The organism is Streptomyces sp. NPDC006798, assembly GCF_040635975.1.
Classification (GTDB): Bacteria; Actinomycetota; Actinomycetes; order Streptomycetales; family Streptomycetaceae; genus Streptomyces.
This window is the reverse complement of the sequence record NZ_JBEYIS010000033.1, coordinates 46001-68103: the sequence shown is the minus strand read 5'-3', so window position 1 is coordinate 68103 and position 22103 is coordinate 46001. Positions and strand designations below refer to the sequence as shown.

At 75.0% G+C, this 22103-nt stretch carries 20 protein-coding genes; 6 read left to right on the top strand and 14 right to left on the bottom strand.

What is annotated here, in order from left to right:
- Positions 1-153: 153 nt before the first annotated feature.
- The 5 genes from ABZ714_RS22375 (at position 154) to ABZ714_RS22355 (ending at position 4693) form a co-directional block, all read left to right on the top strand.
- On the top strand, positions 154-879 hold the full coding sequence (locus ABZ714_RS22375; RefSeq protein WP_358827050.1) for an AraC family transcriptional regulator: 726 nt from the start codon (positions 154-156) through the stop codon (positions 877-879).
- A gap of 448 nt (positions 880-1327) precedes the next feature.
- A complete protein-coding gene (locus tag ABZ714_RS22370) occupies positions 1328-1735 on the top strand; it encodes a RidA family protein (protein ID WP_358827049.1) in 408 nt (135 codons plus the stop codon).
- A gap of 507 nt (positions 1736-2242) precedes the next feature.
- A complete protein-coding gene (locus tag ABZ714_RS22365; protein ID WP_358827074.1) occupies positions 2243-3499 on the top strand; it encodes a bifunctional class I SAM-dependent methyltransferase/N-acetyltransferase in 1257 nt (418 codons plus the stop codon).
- A 247-nt stretch (positions 3500-3746) separates the two neighbouring features.
- Positions 3747-4226: a VOC family protein gene (locus ABZ714_RS22360; protein ID WP_358827048.1), complete on the top strand. Its 480-nt coding sequence runs from the start codon at positions 3747-3749 to the stop codon at positions 4224-4226.
- A gap of 179 nt (positions 4227-4405) precedes the next feature.
- Positions 4406-4693, top strand: coding sequence for a hypothetical protein (locus tag ABZ714_RS22355; RefSeq protein ID WP_358827073.1), 288 nt, complete (start codon positions 4406-4408; stop codon positions 4691-4693).
- Positions 4694-4754: 61 nt separating this feature from the next.
- Here the strand turns inward: ABZ714_RS22355 and ABZ714_RS22350 are convergent, their stop codons facing one another.
- Both ABZ714_RS22350 and ABZ714_RS22345 read right to left on the bottom strand, forming a co-directional pair.
- Entirely contained in the window at positions 4755-5606 is an 852-nt protein-coding gene (locus tag ABZ714_RS22350; RefSeq protein WP_358827047.1) for an NAD(P)-binding domain-containing protein, read from the bottom strand.
- Entirely contained in the window at positions 5603-6016 is a 414-nt protein-coding gene (locus ABZ714_RS22345; protein ID WP_358827046.1) for a RidA family protein, read from the bottom strand. Before ABZ714_RS22345 ends, ABZ714_RS22350 begins: the two co-directional genes overlap by 4 nt.
- 92 nt (positions 6017-6108) lie before the next feature.
- On the opposite strand from ABZ714_RS22345, the gene ABZ714_RS22340 reads away from it, so the two are divergent.
- Positions 6109-6996 (top strand): LysR substrate-binding domain-containing protein, encoded by an 888-nt coding sequence (locus ABZ714_RS22340; RefSeq protein ID WP_358827045.1) that lies wholly within the window; start codon positions 6109-6111, stop codon positions 6994-6996.
- 479 nt (positions 6997-7475) lie between these two features.
- Here ABZ714_RS22340 and ABZ714_RS22335 read toward each other — a convergent pair whose 3' ends face one another.
- The 12 genes from ABZ714_RS22335 to ABZ714_RS22280 form a co-directional block, all read right to left on the bottom strand.
- A complete protein-coding gene (locus ABZ714_RS22335) occupies positions 7476-10931 on the bottom strand; it encodes a glycosyltransferase (protein WP_358827044.1) in 3456 nt (1151 codons plus the stop codon).
- A 94-nt stretch (positions 10932-11025) separates the two neighbouring features.
- Positions 11026-13119: a PQQ-binding-like beta-propeller repeat protein gene (locus ABZ714_RS22330; RefSeq protein ID WP_358827043.1), complete on the bottom strand. Its 2094-nt coding sequence runs from the start codon at positions 13117-13119 to the stop codon at positions 11026-11028.
- Positions 13116-13583, bottom strand: coding sequence for a hypothetical protein (locus tag ABZ714_RS22325; protein WP_358827042.1), 468 nt, complete (start codon positions 13581-13583; stop codon positions 13116-13118). Before ABZ714_RS22325 ends, ABZ714_RS22330 begins: the two co-directional genes overlap by 4 nt.
- A 118-nt stretch (positions 13584-13701) precedes the next feature.
- The gene (locus ABZ714_RS22320; RefSeq protein WP_358827041.1) at positions 13702-14175 is read right to left on the bottom strand and encodes a hypothetical protein; all 474 of its coding nucleotides are present in this window, start codon (positions 14173-14175) and stop codon (positions 13702-13704) included.
- 439 nt (positions 14176-14614) lie between these two features.
- On the bottom strand, positions 14615-15079 hold the full coding sequence (locus ABZ714_RS22315; protein ID WP_358827040.1) for a DUF3574 domain-containing protein: 465 nt from the start codon (positions 15077-15079) through the stop codon (positions 14615-14617).
- 306 nt (positions 15080-15385) lie between these two features.
- Entirely contained in the window at positions 15386-15580 is a 195-nt protein-coding gene (locus tag ABZ714_RS22310) for a hypothetical protein (protein ID WP_358827039.1), read from the bottom strand.
- 127 nt (positions 15581-15707) lie between these two features.
- Positions 15708-16622 (bottom strand): phosphatidylinositol-specific phospholipase C/glycerophosphodiester phosphodiesterase family protein, encoded by a 915-nt coding sequence (locus ABZ714_RS22305; RefSeq protein WP_358827038.1) that lies wholly within the window; start codon positions 16620-16622, stop codon positions 15708-15710.
- Between the two features lie 238 nt (positions 16623-16860).
- Positions 16861-17538, bottom strand: a complete 678-nt coding sequence (locus ABZ714_RS22300; RefSeq protein WP_358827037.1) for an ATP-binding cassette domain-containing protein — start codon at positions 17536-17538, stop codon at positions 16861-16863.
- Positions 17531-18445 carry an ABC transporter ATP-binding protein gene (locus ABZ714_RS22295; protein WP_358827072.1) on the bottom strand — a complete coding sequence of 305 codons (915 nt, stop codon included), beginning with the start codon at positions 18443-18445 and terminating at the stop codon, positions 17531-17533. Before ABZ714_RS22295 ends, ABZ714_RS22300 begins: the two co-directional genes overlap by 8 nt.
- Positions 18446-18543: 98 nt before the next feature.
- Positions 18544-19410 carry an ABC transporter permease gene (locus ABZ714_RS22290; protein WP_358827036.1) on the bottom strand — a complete coding sequence of 289 codons (867 nt, stop codon included), beginning with the start codon at positions 19408-19410 and terminating at the stop codon, positions 18544-18546.
- Positions 19403-20368: an ABC transporter permease gene (locus ABZ714_RS22285; protein WP_358827071.1), complete on the bottom strand. Its 966-nt coding sequence runs from the start codon at positions 20366-20368 to the stop codon at positions 19403-19405. The genes ABZ714_RS22290 and ABZ714_RS22285 overlap by 8 nt, the downstream gene beginning before the upstream one ends.
- A gap of 74 nt (positions 20369-20442) precedes the next feature.
- Entirely contained in the window at positions 20443-22077 is a 1635-nt protein-coding gene (locus tag ABZ714_RS22280) for an ABC transporter substrate-binding protein (RefSeq protein WP_358827035.1), read from the bottom strand.
- Positions 22078-22103: the final 26 nt, after the last annotated feature.

Sequence of the window (22103 nt, the reverse complement as noted above, 5' to 3'; positions counted from 1 at the left end):
CAAGCCGGAGGCGGATGACTCACACTCAGGGGTCGGTCGAAGGGCCCCGCGATCTGGGGGGCCGGAATGACGCAGGGCATCACCGCACGGGCGGTACGGGGGCCACGGACCGGGCAGCGGTCACCCGCCGCGCGGCGGCGGGACCCCGGGCCGGTGGACGACGAGTTCATCACCGTGGGCGGGCACCCCACCCATGTCCACGACTATCACCAGTTCCTCCATGTCCCGGTGGGGCGAATCGTCGTCACGGTCACGGTCACGGCGCTCGGTACGGAGTACGAGGTGACGCCGTCGACGGGGTTGTGGCTGCCCGCGGGCCTTCCGCACAGCGCCCGGTTCGACCCGGACGCGCTGGTGGTGAGCGAGACCTTCGACAGCGGCCGGTACCGGCTGCCCTACCGGGGCGCGACGGCGGTGGCCGTGAGCACGGCCCGGCGGCGGGCGCTGCTGGCCCGGATGCGGGAGCACGGCTCGGCACCCGATGACGACGCGCTCTTCGCCGAGCTGACGACGGGCCCCGCGGACCGGCTGCCGCTGCCGTGCCCCACCAGCGACCCGGCGCGGGCGGTGGCGGACGGGCTGCTGCGGCGCCCCGACGATCCGCGGACGGCCGACGAGTGGGCCCGGGCGCTCTACACCAGTTCGACGACGCTGCGGAGGGCGTTCCGTTCGGAGACCGGGATCGCGTTCTCGGAGTGGCGTACCCGGCTCCGGCTGAACCGGTCGCTGGAGCTGCTGGCGGAGGGGCAGTTGGTGGGTACGGTCGCGTCCCGGGTCGGTTTCGTCAGCACCAACGGCTACATCCTGGCGTTCCGCAAGCACTTCGGCCGCACGCCCGGCGCGTACGCCCGCACATCGGGCGAGCGGACGGCTGCGTAGCCGGGGGGGTACGACCCGAATCCGCGTCCGCCTCGGGTGAAGTCCCCCGGCCCGGGGCGGCTTCCGGCCAGGCACCGGTGTCCGGCGGGCGGATGAACCGGCCTTCGGCGTACGGACCACCGCGCCCCGCCTTCGGCGGCCCGGCCCCTCAGCCGTCGGGGCGACCGCCGTCCCGGTGGCGGACGGCGGTCCGGCCGGGCCCGTACCGCCATCCGCCACCGGGACGGTGCCGCCCGCCGCGCCGTTGGACACCGCGCCCGCGCGGCGGCCGGGCCGGCCGGGTCGGGAGCCGGTCGCCCCCGTGGTCACCGAAGGGTGCCCAGGTAACGGAAAAGTGCGTTCTTCCGCCGCATCCGGCGCTCTCCTATGGTGACCAGGTATCCATCAGTGACCAGAAGGCGGCACACCCCGCCTCCAGGGATGTGTCATGCCTATTTCAAGGAGCGCCATGGCTGTCACCCTCGTCAACCCGGACGGGCTGCCCACCGTCGACGTCTACCGGCAGGTGGCGATCACCTCCGGTACCCGGCTGGTCCTCGTCGCCGGACAGGTCGCCCATGACGCCGACGGGAAGACGGTCGGCCGGGACGATCTGACCGCCCAGGTCGAGCGGGCCTATCTCAATGTCGGGATCGCCCTCGCGGCGGCGGGCGGCTCCTTCGCGGACGTCGCCCGGCTCACCTTCTACGTCGTCGGCTGGAGCGTCGACCGGATGCCCGAACTCCTGGCCGGGATCGACCGGGCGGCCGAGGCTCTGGGCGAGCGCCCGTACCCGCCCGCCTCCCTGATCGGCGTCCAGGCGCTCGCGACCCCCGAACTGCTGGTCGAGATCGAGGCGACCGCCGTTCTCGACTGACCGGCACCCGACGCCCCGGCCGGTCCCGGCGCCCCCCGGGCCCGGCCGGGGCGTACCGTCAGCGCCCCGGACGCGGAGCGCGGCCGGAGCCCTGGGAGAACACCGCCCGGAACGCGCCCGGGACCCGATGGCGGCGGCGGAAGGCCGCGCGTGCCCGGGCCGGGTCAGCCGGTTACGGGTCGGCGAACCGGGACCGCCACCGGCTACCCCGTGTTACCGTTGGGCCCGCGACGGCGTTCCGGCCGACCGCGCGGGACCGAGAGGGAGGTGAGTCGATGACTGTCATCGAGGCCGCTGTCATGAACAGCGCCCGGACCAGCATCCTCATCCCCCGGGCCGCGGTCTGATCCCACGCCTCCCCGCTCCCCCGTGCTCCGGTACGGGTCCGCGGCGCGGTGACGTCGTGTGCGGACTCACCCGGCCCCTTTCCCAAGGGTCTTCACGTTGTCTGATTCCTCTGCCGCCTCGTCGGCTTCCTCGTCGTCGCCGTCCGGCGACGCCGATCCCGTGACCGAGGCGTTCTTCGCCCTGCACCACGAACTGCCCCGGCAGGGGCCCGGCTCCGACGCCACCACCCGGCGGCTGCTGGAGCTGGCCGGGCCGCTGCCCGGCCGTCCCCGGATCCTCGACGCGGGCTGCGGCCCCGGCCGTTCGGCGCTGCTCCTGGCCGAGGCCACCGGCGGCCGGGTCGTCGCGGTCGATCTGCACCGTCCCTTCCTGCGCGAGCTGGCGGGGGAGGCCGCCCGGCGCGGCATGGCCGACCGGATCACCACCGTCCACCGGTCGATGGTGGAACTCCCCTTCCCGGACGGCTCGTTCGATCTGATCTGGGCCGAGGGCTCGGCCTACACCGTCGGCTTCGACACCGCCCTGCGCGCCTGGCGGCGGCTGCTCGCCCCCGGGGGCGTACTCGTCGTCACCGAGGCCGAGTGGACCGTACCCGACCCCGCCCCCGGCGCCCGCGCCTTCTGGGACCCGGTCTATCCGCTGCGCGACCGGGCGGCGAACGTCCGCGCCGCCCGCGCGGCCGGCTACCGGAACACCGCCCGGATCCAGCTGCCCGAGTCCGACTGGTGGGACGAGTACTACACACCCCTCGCCCGGCGCGCCGCCGCCGCCGATCCGGAGCTGCCCGGTATGACCGAGGCCCTCGCCGCGACGCGCGGGGAGATCGCCGTACGCCGGGCCCACGGCACCGACTACCACTACGCGAGCTATGTCCTGCGCCCCGAACCCGAGAACGGAACACCCGCCATGACCGACTGGACCACCCGTCCGGAGACCGCCGGTGACATCGCCGCCGTACGCGAGATCAATCTCGCCGCCTTCCCCACCCCGGCCGAGGCCGATCTGGTGGACGCGCTGCGGGCCGACCCCGGGGCGTGGATCGACGGGCTCTCGCTGCTGGCGACCGGCCCCGACGGCCGGGCCGCGGGCTTCGCCCTGCTGACCCGCTGCCTGGTCGGTACCGAACCCGCCCTCGCCCTCGCGCCCTGCGCGGTCCTCCCCGACTTCCAGCGGCAGGGCGCCGGGGGCGCCGCGATCCGGGCCGCCCTGGACGCCGCGCGCGCCCTCGGCGAGCAGACCGTGGTCGTACTCGGCCACCCCGGCTACTACCCCCGGTTCGGCTTCGTCCCCGCCTCCCGGTTCGGGATCACCGCCCCGTTCGACGTACCGGACGAGGCGTTCATGGCGCTGACGCTCGAATCCGGCCGCCCCGCGCCGACCGGCACCGTCGGCTATCCGGCCGCCTTCGGCATCTGATCCGCCGGACGCGGCCGGGAGCGGTACGACGACGGCCGGGCCCGGGGTGTACGCCCCGGGCCCGGCCCCTTACGGCGCTCGGCGCTCGGCCGCCCGGGCGGCGGAACCCCGGCGTGCGGGCGTACTCCGCCGCCGCGATGATTTCCGGCGGCCGGGCGGGTCCATCCTCCTGAGGGGCCCGTCCGGACGTCGGGCGGGTCCGGAGACCGCGCGGCGGCCACCGCGCCCGGAACCAGGAGCGAATGCCATGCCCCGGATCATCCCGAACCTCTGGTTCGACACCCAGGGGAAGGAAGCGGCGGAGTTCTACTGTTCGGTCTTCCCCCGCTCCCGTATCACCCGGGTCACCCACTACGGGGAGGCCGGACCCCGTGCCGCGGGCACCGTACTCACCGTGGACTTCGAACTCGACGGCGAGCGGTTCACCGCCATCAACGGCGGACCCGAGTTCACCTTCGACGAGGCCGTCTCCCTGCTGATCGAGTGCGAGGACCAGGCGGAGGTGGACTACTTCTGGGCGGCGCTGACCGCCGACGGCGGCCAGGAGGGGCCGTGCGGCTGGCTGAAGGACAAGTACGGGCTCTCCTGGCAGGTGGTGCCGCGCGGGATGGACGAACTGCTCGACGATCCCGACCCGGCCAGGCGGGACCGCGGCATGCGGGCGATGCTCGCCATGGGCAAGCTCGACCTGGCGGCGCTCCTGGCCGCGGCGGACGGCCGGGACTGAGCCCGCCCGCTCCGGCGGCCCGCGCGCCGGACAGCGGATACCGGCCACCGGGCGCCGGTGCGTAGACCGGGTGAGTACGGGTACTCAGGCGGCGTCCCGCGCGAGACCCGAGAGTGGACCGCGTACCGCGACGACAGGAGCCCCCAGCCGTGCCCGCAGCCCGACCGATCCGCCGCCGGATCGCCACCACCGCCCTGGCGGCCGTCTCGACGGCCGTCGCCCTCACCGTCCTGACCGGCTGCGGCTCCCTGTTCGACGAGGCGGTCTGCGGCGGCGGCGAGTACCCGGTCCTGGCCGTCGGCGACCACGGCTCGGCCTGCGTCCCGGACGGCGAGGAACCGGACGAGGGCTGGGCCCGCTACCCCGAGGGGAAGGTCCCCCGCCACGTCGACGACCGGTGGGACGTCTACTGGCGGACCCGGACGCTCGACGAGAACGGCGACGTCGTGGAGCTGCCGTCACTGTGACCCGGACGGCTCCCGGGCCCGTCGGCACACCTCCGTGGGACGCCGGGCCGGTCCGGCCCCCTCAGCCGCCGCGTCCGAGGGCGGAGATGTCGACGGTTCCCCCGCCGTCCCGCGCGGCGAACCCGGCGATCAGCCGGTACGCGGCGTCGGCCGCCGGGAGCGGCGTACCGGCCGCGGAGACCGCGAGAGCCAGGTCCTTGGCGAGCGCCGCGACCGTGAAGTCGGCCGCCGCGTAGGCGTCGGGGTCGTCCCGGTCCAGCCGGGGCCGCTTGGCCGCGACCAGCGGGCCCGTGACTCCGCCCTGGAGGACGTCGAGGACGTCCGCGCGGGCCACGCCCAGCGCCTCGCCGAGCCGGACCGCGTCGTGCAGCGCCGCGACGGCCGCGCCGAGCCCCAGATTGGCGACGAGTTTCAGGGCGGACGCCGCCCCGACCGGCCCGGCGTGGCGGCGTGTCCCGGCGTGGGACCAGGCCGTGAGCACGGGCTCGGCGTCCCGTACGTCGGCCTCGGCGCCGCCGGTGAGTACGGTCAGGGTCCCCGCCCGCGCGGCCGGGACCGAGCCGATGACGGGCGCCTCCGCATACCGCAGTCCGGCCCCGGTCACCCGGGCGGCCAGTTCGCGTGACTCGTCGGGCGCGAGGGTGGTCGCGTTGATCACCAGGGCACCGGGCCGGGCGCCCTCGGCGACTCCGTCCGGACCGAGAAGAACCGCTTCGGCGGCCGGTCCGTCGAAGACCGCGACCACGATCGCGTCGGCTCCGGCCGCCGCTGCCGCCGGGGTGGCGGCCGGTACGGCGAGGATGCCCGGGGCGCGGGGCGTACGGTTCCACACCGCCGGCACGTCTCCGGCGGCGGCGAGGGCCGCCGCGAAGGCGGCCCCCATCCGGCCCAGCCCGCAGACGGCGGTCCTCATCCGTCCGACCGCCCGGTCAGGGCCAGCGCCTCGACCTCCATCAGGACGTCCGGCCGGAACAGTCCGGCGACCCGGACCGCCGAGCTGGCCGGTGGGCGGGCGGTGTCCACATGGGCGTCTCGGGCCGCGCGCAGGGCGGGCAGCTGGCCGATGTCGGTGACGAAGTAGGTGAGTTTGACGACGTCGTCGAAGGTCGCCCCGGCCGCCGCGAGACAGCGGCCCAGATTCTCGAAGATCCGGCGGGCCTGGGCGTCCGGGTCGTCAGCGCCGACGAGTTCGCCGTTCTCGTCCAGGGCGACCTGGCCGGAGATCACGACCAGCCGTCCGGTGCCGGTGACGACCTGGGAGTAGCCGTTGCCGGGGGCGACGCCCTCAGGGGCCGCTATATGGGTGAGTTCGGTGCTGTTCACACCGTGATCCTCGGTCAACTCCGGCCATCGCACCAGCGCATATCATGCAGGGGAGCCATGCGGTTCACGCATGGTTCGTTAGGGTGGCGGCCATGGACGTCGTCAGCCTGGCCTCGTTCCGGGAGGTGTGCGCCCGGGGGTCGATCAGCGCCGCCGCGCAGCGGCTCGGCTATACCCAGTCCGCCGTCTCCCGGCAGATCGCGGCGCTGGAGGCGCGGTTCGAAGCGCCCCTGCTCGAACGGCACGCCCGCGGGGTGCGGACCACCCCCGCGGGTGAGGCGCTGCTGCGGCACGCCACCGCGATCCTGCGCCGGGTGGAGCGCGCCGAGCAGGACGTCGCCGCGTCCCGGGAGGCGCCGGTGACCACGGTCAGAGTGGGGGCCGTGCCGAGCGCGGCGGCGGGGCTGCTGCCCCGGGCGCTCGGTCTGTTCGCGGCTCGTGAGCCCCGGGCGCGGGCGGTCTTCACCGAGGACGTCACGCCCCGGCTGCTGCCGGGGTTGCTGGACGGCGAGTCGGACGTGGTGGTGGTCACGGACTATCCGCCGGGGATCCCGGCCCGGCCCGATCTGAGCCTGACCCATCTGCTGGACGATCCGCTGGTGTGCGTACTGCCTGCGGGTCACCGGCTGGCGGGGCGGGCCGAGCTGGATCTCGTGGAGTTGCGGGACGAGATCTGGGTGGAGGACTACGACGGCTCGGCCTCGGCGCTCACCCTGGCCTGCGCGAGGGCCGGGTTCACACCCGCGATCGGGGTCGAGTGCGGCAGCTGGCTGGGCAAGCAGGCGTTCGTCGCGGCCGGTCAGGGGGTGATGCTGGCGCCCCGGCTGCTGGTGCCCGCCCTCCGGCCGGGCCTGGCCGCGAGCGCGCTGACCCGGGCGCCGTACCGCCGGGTCTATGCCGCCGTACGCCGCCTCCCCCGCCCGGCGGCGGGTACGGACACCTTCGTGGCGGCGCTGGCGGAGGCGGCGGCGGAGCTGTGACGGCCGGTCACGATCCGGGCCGTACGGGGCAGTCGCCACCCCGTGCGGCCCGGCGCCGGCTGATCCCGGGACGGGTACCGGCGGGGTCGGCGCGCCTTGCGGTGGAGGGCGCGGAGGAGGCCCGGACCGGTCAGGGCCACCCGGGGCAGGGCGGGGAGTCCGGCGTCACGGGCGCGTCCGGCGCGGCGCCGGCGGGCGGATTTCCGATGGTGATCCCGAATCCGCGGACGGTGCCGTAGAGCCCGGCACGGGTGCCGGCCCGCCCTTCGTCGCCGGGCCGGACCACGGTGTCATCGTGCCCGCCAGGGGTGGCGGTGCGACGGGAACGGGCGGGACGAGTCCGCGCGCGGCCCGCCGGTCCTTCTCCGGACACCGGGAGCCACGCCGGGGGGCGGGGCGCGGACCCGGGCGGGCGCTCGGTACGGCGCGGACGGCGGCGGCCGGGGACGCGGTGGACACGAGCCGCCGGGTCCGCGATGTCAGTGGCCGTCCGCGGCCTCCGCGAGGATCGCCTCCGCCGCCGCGGCCCAGGGCTTGCTGCGGGTCAGGGCCTCGCGCAGCTCCGCCACCCGCCGGAAGGCGTTCTCACGGTCCCTCAGGACCCGTTCGACGGCCCGCGCCCAGGTCTCGGTGTCGGCGTCGTGGTCGCCGGTGACGGGGACCACGAACCGTCCGGCCGTCTGCGGCTCCACCGTCTCGCGCAGCAGTTCGCCGAGGCCGCTCTCGCCGCTGACCAGGACGGGGACGCCACGGGCGATCGCCTCCACGCCGACCAGTCCGAACCCTTCGGTACGGGAGGGCATCAGGACCAGGCTCGCCGCGTCCAGATCGTGGGCGATCGCCTCCTCCTCGGCCGTGTACTCGCGGACGGTCACATTCATCATCGTCGATCCGGACCAGGCGCTGATCTCGGCCTGCTGGTCCTCCGAGGTGCCGGGCGGGGCGCCCCGGACCACCAGCCGGACCCGCCCCGACTGGTCGTCGCGAACCCAGCGGTCGACCCGGCCGCAGGCGGCCGCGGCCAGCCGGACGCCCTTGAGTTCGGCGTCGTCGGTCCGGCCGAGGAGCAGGACCCGCCAGGTCGAGCCGCCGGGCGGGGTGCGGGGCCCGTCGGCCCGGGTTCCGCCGTCGAAGCCGGGGTCGAGCCGGAGCGGGGGCCGGGGGACGGTGGTGAACTCGGCCTGGTACTGGTCGTGCAGCCGGGGGCCGACGGCGACGACCCGGTGGGCACCGCTGCCCAGTTGGCGTTCGATACCGGTCCGTTCGGCCGCGCGGCGGCCCGCGTCGACGTCACGGCCCCGCTTGTGCCATTCGATCTCGTCCGGTGCCATATGGACGATGTGCAGCCGCCGGGCGTTGGGAAAGAAGTCCAGGGTGAGCCGCTGGGCGGCGGGGCCGGTGATCCGGCCGTGGCCGACGATCAGGTCGGGGACGGTGCCTTCCGGCAGTTCGGGGCGGGCCGCGAGCCGCAGATCGTCGGAGCCGCCCGGGACCCGGCGGGCCGGGAGGAGGACGACACCCGCCTGGTCGGCCTGCTCGCGCTCGGCGGGGGTGACGTCGAGGACGACGCAGTAGACCTCGGCGCCGGAGGCCCGCAGGGCCCGGCAGAGCTCGCGGTTGAAGGTGCTGAGGCCGCCGTGCGACGAGGACCACTCGGTCGCCACGGCGAGGACGACGGGCGTCGCGGGTACCGGTTCGGGGGTGGTGCCGTCGGCCGCCGGGACGGCCGGGGGACCGGCCAAGGGGGCGGACGAACCGCCGCCCGGCGGGAGTCCCAGCACCTCCTGGGCGGAGCAGACCGCTTCGTACAGATCGACCTCCCGCTCCTCGCGCAGGCGCCGGGGGGCGGCGGGGTCGGGCCGCAGCAGATACTCCATCATCTGTCCGGTGACGCTCAGGGCCTCCAGTTCGGCGGCGGCGCGGGCCAGCAGGTCCCCCGCCCGGCCCGGGTCGCCGTCCAGCAGCCGGGCCATGGCCCAGTTGTAGGTGCTCAGGGCCCGGTCGATGGGGTGGGAGGCCAGGTCGTGGGCGCGTCCGCCCCAGGTCAGCGCCTCGGGCACATCGCCCGCGACCAGGGAGAGATAGAGCACGCTGTTGGCCTGCTCCCAGTCCGGGATCAGCTCGAAGGCGAGCCGGAAGTGGCGGAGGGCGCCGTCGCGGTCGGCGGCGGCGTAGCGGTCGTACGCGGTGGACACATGGTTGTCCGCCAGGTCGCGGCGGAGCCGTCCGGTGGCCCGGGCCAGCCACTGGTCGGCGGGCCTGCTGCGGAGCGGGATCCGGACCCGGTCGGCGGTGAGCTGGCCGCCCGCGCCCTCGATCCGCGCCAGGGCCTCGGCGTACTCGGGCCGCTCGGTCAGCTCGACGTCCTCGTGGTCTGCGGCGTACAGCCACCGCTCGACGGTGAGCTCGCCGAAGCCGCACCGTACGGAGGTCAGATCGAGGGCGCGGGGCTCCCCGGCGCGCAGGATCGCGGAGTGCGCCATATCGACGGTGGGGGTGGCGTCGGGGCCCTGGTCCGGCAGGTTCTCCAGGGCGGCGAAGTTGCGTTCCACGTCGTCCGCGGACATCGCGGGGCAGCAGGTCGGCAGGATCCGCAGCGGGCCCGGGTCGGAGAAGGAGTGCAGCAGTTTCAGGATCCGGTTGACGAGCAGGGCGCGCAGCCCGCCGCGTGAGGTGATCTGCGCGTGCTGGGGGTGCGGGGAGGCCGGGAGGCGTCCGGCGGTCCAGGCGCGGGCGTAGATCTCGTCGAGGAGTTCGGTCTCCACGGCGAAGTCGATGACCTCGGTGTCGGCCAGGATGCCGTCGGCCACCAGCCGGGCCCGGCAGCTGTCGTAGACGGACCGGGTGATCTGCGGCGGGCCGCCGAGGACATGGGCGAACCAGACGTCGTCGGCGGTGCCGTCGCCGAGGGCGGAGGTGAGGATGTTGAAGGCGACGAGCTGTTGGGTGTCCATCGCCCGGACGGCGCGGATCAGGGGCCGTTCCATCAGGTCGCGGCCGGTCTCCAGCTGGGACCTGATGGCCTCGACGACCTCGGCCGTCAGCTGGAGGGAGTCGGTCAGGCCGCGCTGCCAGCGGGCGAAGATCTCATGGCAGTAGAGCTGGATCTCGTACGGATTGCCACCGGTGAGATGCATCAGTTCGGCGGCCATCGGCGCGGGCGCCAGGGCGGTGGGCAGTCCGATCGCCCGCAGCGGGCGGACCACGCAGTCGTAGACCTCCTCGTGGGTGGTGAACCGCCGGACCTCGATCTCCTTGAACTGCCGGAGGATCTGGGCGTGGACGTCGCGGATCTGGTCGATCAGACCGGATGTCCCGGCCAGGACGAGGACGAGTCCGTCGACCCGGCTGGTGAGGAAGCGCAGGGCGGAGAGGACGCGGGCGTCGGCCGCCATCACCTGGGCCTCGTCGACGAGGAGGACCAGGGGGTGGCCGAGGAGTCCGACGATCCGGGCGAGATCGGCGCGGAGCGCGGCCTCCGGTACGGGTCCGGTGGGTCCGGCGAGGGCGACGGCCTCCGGGAACTGCCAGGGGTCGCCGGGCTCGGGGACGGCCCCGTGCATCACCCGCCGGACCGCGGGCAGGTCGAACGGCGCGGTGCCGTCCGGTGCCGTGAGTGCGTCGGCGACGGCGACGGCGGTCTCCTCGTAGAGCTTGCGGAAGAAGGCGACGGGTTCGCCGTCGCCGTCGAGGAGTTCGATCCGTACGGTGGTGCGGCCGTCCTCGCGGGCCATCCGGTCGATGGCGTTGAGCAGGCTCGTCTTGCCCGCGGCGCGCTGCCCGTGCAGCACCACGCAGACCGAGGGTCTGCCGACCCCGGCCTGGGCCAGCTGGTAGCGGACGGTCGCCGTCTCCGCGCCCCGCCCGGCGAAGTGCGCGGCGTCGCGCACCGGGTTGCGGAAGTCGTACGGATTGCTCAGCCGGCTGATGTCCACGGGCCCCCTCACGTCGGAGCCCCGATCGTACGGTCCCCCGGCGGGGCCGTTCCAACCGCCCGGCCCGGCGTGGGGCGGGCCGGGCGACGGACGGTCAGAGTGTGAGGGCGGTCAGCTTCTTGCCGCCGCTCAGGGCGTAGACGACACCGTCGGCGACCAGGGGGTCGTCCACCTCGCCGCCGAGGTCGGCCTGCCACAGCGGGGCGCCGGACGCTTCGTCGAATCCGCGCAGCCGGGAGTCGCCGCCGGTGACGACGACCCCGTTCACCACGGCGACCCGGCCCACGCCGCCCACGTCCGCCCGCCAGCGTTTCGTGCCGGTGCGGGCGTCGACGGCGTGCAGCCCGTCGGGGGCGCCGAAGTAGGCGGTGTTCCCGGCGACGGTGACCGGGCCCGCGACCCCGGGGCTCTTCATCCGGTACGTCCACCGGTAGGTGCCGTCGGCCGCGGCGAAGGCCATCAGTCCGACGTCCCAGGTACTGACGATCAGGGTGTCGCCGTGGACGGCCGGATGGGCGTGGGTGCCGTCGTACGTGCCGCCGCTCCACAGCGTTCGGCCGGTGCGGGCGCCGACGGCCCGGACGAACGCGGGTTTGTCCGTGCTCTCCCCCTCCGTGACGAAGATCCGGCCGCGGGCGGCGGCGCAGGGGAAGGCGGAGGCCGGGCCGAAGCGGTAGGACCACCGTTTCGTTCCGGTCGCCGCGTTGAGCCCGTACAGCACGCCGTTGAAGCAGTTGACGAAGACCCCGCCGTCGCTGACGGCGGCCTCCGAATTGACACCCGCTTCGGCTGTGAAGGTCCATTTGCGGCGGGCGGTCGTGCCGTCGATGGCGTGCAGGGCGCGGCCGAGCTGTGCCCCGATGTAGACGACGCCGTCGGCGGCCACGGGACGGGGCAGCACGCTGTTGCCGCCGGTCTCGAAGATGCCGATCGGGCTGCCGGTCGACGCGGCGGTGGGGACCAGCCGGCCGAGGGCACCCGCGACCCAGAGGGTCCCGCCGACCAGGACCGGCGCGTGGTGGGCGCCCTCGTCGTAGCTGGTGTCCCATTTGTACGTCGGCGTCCGGCGCCCGGGCCCCCGGCGGGGGTTCGGCCGTCCGGCCGGGGCGGGGCGTCCGGCCGCGCTCGCCGGCGCGGAGCGGGACGCCGATGCCGGTACCGAGCCGGACGGGGAAGGGGAGGCCGAAGTGGAGGGGGAGGCGGACGGGCGCGCCGACCGGGTCGGGCCGGTGCCCGGGGCGGGTCCGGCCGCGGCCCCGTTCCCGGCGGTCCGTCTCCCGCCGGCCAGCAGCCGCCAGGAGACTCCGCCCGCGCCGCCGAGGGCGAGGGCACCGGCCGCCGCGATCAGGGCCCGCCGCGCGGTGGGCGAGCCGCGCCCGGCCGGGGTCCGGGGCGCCACGAGGGCCGTGAGCGCGCCGTCGGCGGCGCCGGGCGGGACGGCCGTGTTGTGGGCCAGGGCGATCCGGGCGCCGAAGTTGCGGTTGCGCTGCTGCGGGGCGGGCCGGCCGCGGGCGGTGAGTCTGCGGTGGGTCTCCCGGTAGACGGTCTCCATGTCGAGCTGTGCCGGGCCGTCCTCGACTCCGGTGGCGAGTACGGTGATCAGTTCGCCGGTGAAGGCGGTGTACGGCTCACCGGGCGGGGCGAGGGCCTTCACGGTCTCGGCGGTGGCCGTCAGCAGGAACGTCCCCTCGATCAGGGCGTGGTCGGCGATCCGGCTGCCGAGCGGTGCCGAGGCCATCTCGCCCGACATCGCCAGACCGCTGTAGCAGCAGTCGAGGACGACGACCTTGCGGCGGGCGGTGACCCGGGCGTCGAGGACGGCCCGGCGGACGTACTCGTACCGCAGCCCCGTGTCGGGCCGGTCGGGGCGGGTGCCGGGCAGGGTGAGGACGAGTTCGTTGTTGTGCCGGTCGATCAGCCCGTGGCCCGCGTAGTAGACGAGGAGCGTGTCGGTGGCCGCCCCGGCGGCCTCCTCCAGGGCGTCGATGACGGTCCGGGCGTCGGCGGGCTGCGGCAGCAGGGTGCGATGGGCCGCCGGGAGCCCCCAGACCCGGGGGTGGCCGAGGACTTCGGAGAGCGCGGCCGTACTGCGTTCCACGGCGGGGAGCCGGGGCAGATGGCGGTAGTCGTGGGTGCCGACGAGGACGGCCCGGGAGGCGGCCGGATCGGAGACGGCGGCCGTCGTCACGGTCGGTCCGGCCTTCCGTCCGCGCCGTCGGGCGTATCCGGCACATCGGGGGCGCCGGATGCGCCGGGCGCGGCCGTGGCGTCGTCCCGGGCGGAGGTGTCCGGCTCCCCGCCGCCGGTTCCGGCGGTCAGGGCGCGGGTGATCCGTTCGACGGTCTCCGGGGAACCGTCGTGGACCTCGACCACCACGCCGTCGCGTTCGATCCGGACCCCGGGGGATCGTTCGCCCCGGGTGGCCCGCCAGTTGGCGACGGCGACCACCAGGGCGCTCAGGGCCAGCGTATGACCGAGGACGGCGCTGACGACCTCGAAGGCGCCGCCCATCTCGCCGCGCCCGGGCGGCGCGGGCCGGAGGGTCAGCCGGGCGGTGGTCTTCAGGTCCGGGTCCAAGGAGAGCCAGCGGAAGAGTTCCAGCGGATCCCCGGCTCCGCCGTGCCCGTCGTCGACCGTGACCGATACCCGCATCAGCGTCCCCCGCTTCCGTGTACCCCGAAAGTCCCCGCCCGAGCCCCGGCATCGTATCCCCGGAGGTCCGGGCGGGGAGCGGGAAACGGCGGGTTGCCGGGGCCGTCCGCCGGGCCGGTCAGGCTTCGATGGTGACGTCGACGGGGTTCATCCCGCCGTCGTGCCGGACGACCGCCCAGTAGCCGTCCATCAGATGGGTGCCGCTCATGTCCTCGTAGTGGAGTTCGAGTTCGACGGCGCTGGTGATCGCGAGAGTCGTGGGGGCCGTGTCGCGGAGGAACGCGGCCCGCTCCCCGGGCGGTTCGTCGCCCGTCGCGCCCCACTCCCACAGAAAGCCGGTGGACCGGTCCCGGACGGTGTCGAAGCCGGCGAGCAGGGCCCGGAGCCGGGGCAGGAGGGCGGCGAACCCCTCACGGTCGAGGGCCGGTTCGGCGGAGATCTCGCGGTAGCCGGAGTCCAGGGTGATGTGCAGGTCCCGGCCCGCGGCGCGGACGGTGACCTCGCGCGCGTCGGGGAGCCGGTCGAGGGCGGCGAACCCGGGGTCGTCCGGTACGGGCGCGCCGGGGTTCTGCGGGGTCGGGGCGGTGGACACGGCGGCTCCTTCGGCGGGCGGGCCGCGGGGCGCGGCCGACGACGGCATTCTGTCCCGCCACCCCGCCCCGCCTCACCAGGGGGTTCCGGCTGCCTCGCGAGCGCCCTCGCGGCGCGCGACCGGCACCCCCACCCAGCCGTGTCCCGACACCGGGCGCCGGGCCCGGCCGGGCGCGACCGGCCCCCACCGGCCGTTCGCCCCCTTCGGCGGGGCTTCCGACCGGAACCGCGGGCCGAGGCCCCGGCTCCGGCGACCCGGCCCGTCGTGGCGCGCGGTTCCGCCCCCTTCAGCCGGCGGCACGGGAGCCTCCGGCACCGCCCGAAGCCTCCCGTTCGGCGCTCCCGTGACGGGTCGCCTCGGCACCGGCGTCCCCCCATGGCGGGGACCGCGCGAGGGGCCGTACACCGGGTGAGGCGCGCGGTCGCGGGGCGCGGACAGATCAGAAGCCGACGCGGACGGCCTGGTCGACCCGGGCCACCGACTCCTGGGCGAACCGGCTGTTGCAGAGGCGGCGGATCTCCTCGATGTCCGTATCGGCGGCCCCGGCGGCGCACCGGGGGGAGAGCAGGATCACCTCGTACGAGCGCTCGGACTCGATCACGCCGAACCGGTCGCGGTACTGGCCCCGGCCCTCCTGCGCGGCCAGTCCGGCGGGGAGGCGGCCGGTGATCGTGGTGTCGAGGAAGGCCCGGAACTCGCCCGGGGTGACCTCGGGGCCGCCATCGGGGCGGGCGGTGCCGAAGAAGGGCTGGGTCTCGACGTACCGCGTCTGGGGCGCGCGGGCGACGGGTACGGCTGCGGAGGCCGTGGCGACCGTACCGCCGAGGGAGAGTACGGCGCCGACCGCGAGGGTGGCCGAGGTGGAGACGGGACCGGTGGGGCCGATGAGCCCGATGAGTTTCATGCCCCGCCGACGCGGCGGCGACCGGGGTCACGGGGCGTGAGCCGTACGGCGTCCGGCTGGACGGCCGAGCCGCGACGCGACGCGACCGGCCCCGGGGCCGCAACGCGGTCGCAACGTCACGGTCGGTTCACTGGGCGGCTCACCCGGCGAGCACGGTCTCCCGTCCGTGACCCGCCCGCCCGCCGGCGGACGTCGCCGGGAACGGTGCGGGCCGGTGGCCGCCCACCACCTCCGGGGTGGCCGCCGGGTGGGGCCGGGGTCCCGGAGCGGAGTCGGCGCCGCTCCGGGACCCCGGCCCTCGCTCCGTCACGGGTGGAGGCTGCCGACGACCTCGGCGGTGGCCGCGACGCCCTCGTGGATGGTCGGGGCCATGCTGGTGCCCGCGACGAAGAAGCCGAGCAGGGCGCAGACGAGCGCGTGGGAGAACTTCAGTCCGCCGCTCCGCAGGAAGACCACCGCCAGAACGATCAGAAGCAGCAGTACCGACATCGAGACCACCATCGCCGACTCCTCCACCTTGCCAACTTTTGCGCAAATTGCGGCTTTCGCCGGTCAGTCTGGCGCAGCGGGGGATCCGTTCGGCTCTCCGGCGTGTCCGCCGGACGGGTGGTTGGTGTCCGGGACCGGTTCAGCCGCCGTCCGGCACCCCGCCCGGCCCGGTGTCCCGGCCGGCCTCCCGGGTACGCAGAAACCGTTCGAGGCCCGGCAGGTCGTCGGTGTTGATGTGGTCGACGCCCAGGTCGGCCAGGGCCGTCCACAGGGCGTCGCGGGCCGGGCCGGGTTCGTCGGGTGTGGCCCAGAAGCGGATCCGGCGGCCCTCCCGGTGGGCGGTGTCCACCAGGGCGCGCAGCCGGGCGCGTTCGGCCGCCGGGAAGGGGCCGGTACCCCGCCAGTCGAAGGCGAGGGTCCAGTTGGCGGAGATCAGCGGGGCGAAGGAGGCGGGGGCCGTCGTGCCGAGGTCGTCGAGCCTGCCGTCGTAGAAGGCGTGGCGGCGCCGCTGGGCGGCCATCGGACCGCGGGCGGCCCGGTCGCCGGAGATCACGGCGGTGACCGGGCCGGGCCGGACCCGGCCGTGCGACCAGCGGCTGAACATCGGGTGGTACGTGCGGAGCAGGCGGTCGAGCGCGCGATAGCAGGCCGCCCCGTCGTGCTTGATGTCGATCAGCAGTTGGAAGGGCCGGCGGTGGCCGGGGAAGACCGTGCCGTGGTGGGCCCTGATCCGCTCGGCCAGGGGGTCGAGGTAGAGGGACCGCAGGGTGCGGGCGGGGTCGAGTTCGGCCGGGGTGTGGGCGACCAGCAACTCGCCGTCCACCAGGAAGACATCCGCCTCGGCGCTGGTGAATCCATGGGCGAGGGCGTCGTGGAGGGGCCGGGGGTGCAGATAGTCGTTGTGGGCGTGGGCCCGCCGCAGCGGTCGGACGCCGGGCCCGGGGCGGTGCCGGGCGGGCCCGCCCCCGGCCGCGCGGGCGGCGGGTACGGCGAGGGCCGTGGTGAGGGCGGCGGTGACGGTGGTGGTGAGGGCACGGCGACGGGTGGTCGGCACGGGGGCCTCCGGTACGGCGGGACGGGAGGGACATCCGAGTATCGGCGCGTTCCGGGGCCGCGCGGGAGGGCGCGGGCGGATGTCCGGCGACCCGGTGTCCGGTGTCGTCCGGCCGTCTGCCGGGAGTCCACTGTCCCGTCGGACGCCGGGGGCGGTGGGCCGTACACGCGGCGCCGGGCGGGAGGTACGACCGGCCCACGGCTCCGGACCCGCCGCTCCCCCACCCTCCGTATCGCCGTCAGCCGTCGGCCGGGGGCGCTCCCGGCGCCACCTCGTCCCAGTGGACGGTCCGGTCGCACCACCGGTCCAGCAGCACCTTGTCGTGTCCGACGGCGAGCAGTCCGGCGCCGCTCTCCCGGCGGTACTCCTCGACGACGGCGACCAGCGCGGCCGTGGTCGACGCGTCCAGCATCGCCGTCATCTCGTCGCAGACCAGCCAGCGGGGCCGGAGCGCCAGCGCGCGGGCCAGACAGGCCCGCTGCAACTGGCCGTCGCTGACCTCGTGCGGACGGCGCCGCAGCAGATCGCCGGTGAGGCCGACGGCGGCGGCCAGTTCCCCGGTGCGGTCCGCCGCCTCGGCCCGGCGGCCGGTGGCCCGCAGCGGTTCGGCGATCAGATCGCGCAGGGTGAGCCGGGGGTCGGCGGAGAGCCGGGGCTGCTGGAAGACGACGCCGATCGCGGTCCGCAGGGCGCGCGGCGCGCCGTGCCGCCAGCCGGGGACGGCGGTGCCGTCCACCACGACCCCACCGGACCAGGGGCGGTGCAGGAGGGCCGCCACCCGGGCGAGGGTGGACTTGCCGCAGCCGCTGGGGCCGAGCAGTCCGGCGGACTCGCCGGGGGCCAGGGTGAGGGACGCGTCGCGGACGACCGGCGCGCCCCGTTCGTATCCGGCGGTGACCGAGCGGATCTCAAGCACGGCGGACCTCCTCGGCGGCCGGGACGGCCGGATGGTGGCAGGCGAGCCCGTCGGTGAAGGCGGGCCGGGTGCCGCAGCGGTCGTCGGCCAGGGCGCAGCGGGGGGCGAAGGCGCAGCCCGCGGGGAGGTCGCCCAGTTCGGGCGGGAGTCCGGGGACGGCGGTGAAGGCGCGTTCGGGCAGGGCGTTCAGCAGGCCCCGGGCGTACGGGTGCCGGGGGCCCGGTTCGCCGAAGAAGGTCCGGGCCGCCGTGAGTTCGACGATCCGGCCCGCGTACATCACGGCGATCCGGTCCGCGATCCGTTCGGCGGCCGCGAGATCGTGGGTGATCATCAGCAGGGCGCGGCCCTCGTCGGTGTGGCGGCGCAGTTCGTCTGCGGTCCGGTTCACCAGGTCGCGGTCGAGTCCGGTGGTGGGTTCGTCGGCGAGCAGCAGCGGGGCGTCGCCGATCAGGGCGAGGGCGGTGGCGGCGCGCTGGGCGAGTCCGCCGGAGAGTTCGTGCGGATAGCGGTCGAGGTGGTCGGCGGGGAAGGCGGCGCGCGCGGCGGCGGCGACGGACTCGGCGCGGGCCGCCTTGCGGGTGGCCCCGGTGAGTTCCCGCAGGGTCTCCTCCAGTTGGGCGCCGACGGTCCTGACGGGGGTCAGATGGGCCGCCGGTGACTGCGGTACGAGGCCGACGAGCCGGCCGCGTACGGTCCGGGCCAGGGTGCGTTCGTCGGCGCCGAGGAGTTCGGTCCCGGCGACGGTCGCGGTCCCGGCGGTCTCGGCGTTGCCGGGCAGCAGCCCGAGCAGGGCGGAGGCGAGGACGGACTTGCCGCAGCCGCTCTCGCCGACGAGGGCCAGGCACTCCCCCGCCGCCAGGTCGAAGTTCGCGCCGGTGACGGCGGCGACATGGCGGGCGCCGCGCATCCGGAACCGTACGGAGAGTTCGCGTACGGCGAGAACGGGGCCGGGGCGCCCGGTCTCCGGACGTGTCCGGGGTATGCCGGTGCTCGCGGACGGCTCGGTCACAGCGTCAGCTCCGATCGGCGGCGGGGGTTGATCCGCTCCCGCCAGGCGCCCGCGAGTCCGGCCACCGCGAGGGTGGGGACGATCAGGAAGAGGCCGGGGAAGAGGGTCGGCCACCAGTCACCGGCCAGCAGGGAGCCGCGGGCCGTCTGGATCAGGTTGCCCAGGCTCGCCTGGTGGCTGGGGAGTCCCAGGCCGAGGAAGGAGAGCGCCGATTCGTGCCACATGGCGTGCGGCACCATCAGGACGGCCGCGAGCCCGGCCTGGGGCAGGACCGCGGGGATCAGATGGCGGCTGGTGACCCGCCATCGGGAGGCGCCGCCGGAGATCGCCGCGTCGACGAAGGGGCGGGAGCGGAGCGACAGCACCTCGGAGCGGACGATCCGGGCCGTGGAGAGCCAGTGGGTGATCGCGACGGAGGCGATCACCGGCCAGACGCCGGGCCGGAACATGGCGACGACGAAGATGCCGAGCAGGAGATGCGGTACGGACGAGAAGGTGTCGACGAGCCGCATCACGAGCCGGTCGACCCAGCCGCCGAAGGCCGCGGCGGCGGCGCCGACCAGGGTGCCGACGACGGTGGCGACCAGGGCCGCCACCACCCCGACGAGGAGGGAGATCCGCAGGCCGTAGATACAGCGCAGGAGCAGATCGCGGCCGACGTCGTCGGTGCCGAAGGGGTGGGCGAGGGACGGCGGCTGAAGCTTCCGCGAGAGGTCGACGGCCTGTTCGTCGAGCTGGACGACGGGCGGCACGATCAGTACGGCCAGGACGACGGCGGCGACGATCACCGCCGAGACGGTGACCCGGACGGCGCGGGTGGAGCGGCGGGCGTGTCCCCGGGACCGCCAGACCAGGTCAGCCATCGAAGCCCACTCTCGGGTCGGCGAGTCCGTACAGCAGATCGGAGAGGAGGTTGCCGAGCAGGACGGCGGCGGTGGCCAGCACGGTGAGCGCGGCCAGCAGCGGGAAGTCGACGGCGGTGGCGGCCTCGACGGTGGCGGCGGCGATCCCGGGCCAGCTGAAGACGGTCTCGACCAGCAGGGCGCCGGTGATCAGCTCGGGTACCCGGGAGCCGATCAGGGTGAGCATCGGCAGCATCCCGGAGCGCAGGCCGTGCTGGAGGAGCACGGTCCGTTCGCCGATGCCGCGGGCGCGGGCGCCGCGTACCGGATCTTCTTCGAGGGCGTCGCCGACGCCCTCGCGGACGTAGAGGAAGAACCACGGCATCTGGGAGAGGCCGAGGACGGCGGCGGGCAGTACGAGATGGGTGGCGACCTGGTCGAAGGTGACGGTGTCGCTGCCGGTGTCGGTGAGGCCGCCCGCGGGCAGGACGCCGAGCTGGAGGGCGAAGACCCAGATGACGAGGAGTCCGAGCCAGAACGCGGGGGCCGCTTCGAGGGTGTAGGCGGCGGAGCTGACCGTACGGTCCAGCCAGCCGCCGCGGACCCGGGCGGCGAGTACGCCGAGGACGGTGCCGAGGACGAGGGCGAGGGCGAAGGCGGTGACGGCGAGCAGTACGGACCAGCCGACGCGTTCCCCGATGGCGTCGGCGACCGGCTGGCGCAGTACGGCGGATTCGCCGAGGTCGCCGCGGAGGACGCCGGTGAGCCAGTTCCACCAGCGGCTGACCAGGGGTTCGTCCACGCCGAGGTTGGCCCTGATCCGGTCCAGGTTCTCCTGGGTCGCGGTGAGGCCCGCGGTGCCGGTGTAGGCCTTGACCGGGTCGAACGGGGAGGCCGCGGCGGCCGCGAAGACGCCGAAGGTGACCAGGAGGAGGACCGGGATCGCGAAGAGGGCCCGGCGGCCCGCCATCCGGAGCATCGGGCCCCACGGCGTCCGGCGGCGCCCCGGGTGGGGCGCCGCCTTCGGCCCGGTGGCCCCGGTCAGGGCTCCGGTCACTTCTTCGGGGTCCAGTCCTCGACGTTCCACCAGGGGCCGGAGGCCAGTCCGTGCTCATGGCCCTCGACCTGGGTGCTCGGGCCGTCCCAGGAGTCGTTCACGACATAGAGGTGGTCGATGTGGGTGAGGAAGGTGTAGCCGGGGTTCTTCACCAGCTCGCGCTGGACGGTCTCGTAGGCGGCCTTCCGCTCGGCCTTGTCGCCGCTCTGGCGGCCCTTGACGAGGGCCTGGTCGACGGCCGGGTTGTCGTACCAGCCCATGTTGTTGAAGCCGTCCCCGGCGACGGTCGAGGTCAGCAGGAGGTACTGGTCGAAGTCGGGGTCGCCCGGGGCGCCGCCGCCCGCGAGGACCGCGTCCTGCTTCATCCGCGGCTCGATCACCTCCCACGGCCCGGACTGGGTCTTGACGGAGATCCCGGCCTTCTTGGCGTCGGAGGCGTAGGCGAGGGCGTGGTCCTGGCGGAGCTTGTCACCGGCGGGGTACCAGAGGGTGAACTCGGCGCGGACGCCGTCCTTCGTCCGGACTCCGTCGCCGCCCGCGCGCCAGCCGCCGTCGTCGAGGATCTGCCGGGCCCGGTCGAGGTCGTGGGCGCGCTCGGTGCCCTGGGCGAACCACTCGCTGTCGGTCGGTACGGGCCCGTAGGCGGGCTTGCCCGCGCCTTCGAGGATCTTGTCGACCATGGTCTGCCGGTCGACGGCGACGTCGAGGGCGCGGCGGACGGCGAGGTCGCCGGTGACGTCGCCGCCGGTCGGCAGGGTCACCGTGCGGTAGTCGTAGGTGGTGGCGGTGTGGGTCTTCTTCGACTTGTCGTTCTTGAAGCCCGCGGCCAGGTTGGGCGGCAGGATGGCGCCGTCGAGGTCACCGGCGCGCAGCCGGGTGGCGCGGACGTCGTCGTCCTTGATGACGGCCATGGTGAACTTCTTCACCTCGGGCGCGCCGCCCCAGTAGGAGGGGTTGGCCTTGAAGCTGAGCTTCTCGCCCTTGGACCAGGCGCTGAGGATGTACGGTCCGGTGCCGACGGGCCGGGTGGTGAAGGGCCCGGTGTTGACGTCCTGGCCCTGGAGGGCGTGCCGGGGCACGATCGGGTGGACGGTGCGGTGCGCGAACGGCGCGTAGGGGTACTTCAGGGTGAAGACGACGGTGTCGTCGCCTTCGGCCCTGACGTCCTTGATCGCGTCCAGTTCGGACTTGGAGGCGTTGTTGGTCTTCGGGTCGAGGATCGTCCGGTAGGTGAAGACGACGTCCTCGGCGGTGAAGGGCTTGCCGTCGCTGAAGGTGACGCCCTCGCGCAGGGTGTAGGTGTACGTCAGCCCGTCGGCGCCGACCTTCGGCAGGGCGGTGGCCAGGGCGGGCTTCAGCCGCATGTCGGTGCCCATGGCGAGCAGCCCGTCGAAGATCTTGGAGTTGCCGTCCTTGCCGAAGCCGAGGAGGGGGCTGAGGCTCTCGGGCTCGGTGGAGATGCCGACGACGGCCGAGCCGCCGCCGCCGGAACCACCGCTGTCGGGGTTGGAGCAGGCCGCGGCGCCCGCGGTGAGCGCGGCGGTCAGGGCGACCGCCGCCGTCTTCCGTATGCGACGGCCGAAGCGGCCCCGGCGGCCCGATGCAGCGGACACGCTACCCACACCCCTCATGAAGATCCTTGGTTCTTGCGAATGCC

Coding starts and splice junctions, on each gene's coding strand:
- ABZ714_RS22340 (WP_358827045.1), top strand. CDS start 6,109: ATGGACGTCGTCAGCCTGGCCTCGTTCCGGGAGGTGTGCGCCCGGGGG.
- ABZ714_RS22310 (WP_358827039.1), bottom strand. CDS start 15,580: ATGGTGGTCTCGATGTCGGTACTGCTGCTTCTGATCGTTCTGGCGGTG.
- ABZ714_RS22290 (WP_358827036.1), bottom strand. CDS start 19,410: ATGGCTGACCTGGTCTGGCGGTCCCGGGGACACGCCCGCCGCTCCACC.
- ABZ714_RS22285 (WP_358827071.1), bottom strand. CDS start 20,368: ATGCTCCGGATGGCGGGCCGCCGGGCCCTCTTCGCGATCCCGGTCCTC.
- ABZ714_RS22325 (WP_358827042.1), bottom strand. CDS start 13,583: ATGCGGGTATCGGTCACGGTCGACGACGGGCACGGCGGAGCCGGGGAT.
- ABZ714_RS22360 (WP_358827048.1), top strand. CDS start 3,747: ATGCCCCGGATCATCCCGAACCTCTGGTTCGACACCCAGGGGAAGGAA.
- ABZ714_RS22295 (WP_358827072.1), bottom strand. CDS start 18,445: ATGCGCGGCGCCCGCCATGTCGCCGCCGTCACCGGCGCGAACTTCGAC.
- ABZ714_RS22370 (WP_358827049.1), top strand. CDS start 1,328: ATGGCTGTCACCCTCGTCAACCCGGACGGGCTGCCCACCGTCGACGTC.
- ABZ714_RS22350 (WP_358827047.1), bottom strand. CDS start 5,606: ATGAGGACCGCCGTCTGCGGGCTGGGCCGGATGGGGGCCGCCTTCGCG.
- ABZ714_RS22315 (WP_358827040.1), bottom strand. CDS start 15,079: ATGAAACTCATCGGGCTCATCGGCCCCACCGGTCCCGTCTCCACCTCG.
- ABZ714_RS22280 (WP_358827035.1), bottom strand. CDS start 22,077: ATGAGGGGTGTGGGTAGCGTGTCCGCTGCATCGGGCCGCCGGGGCCGC.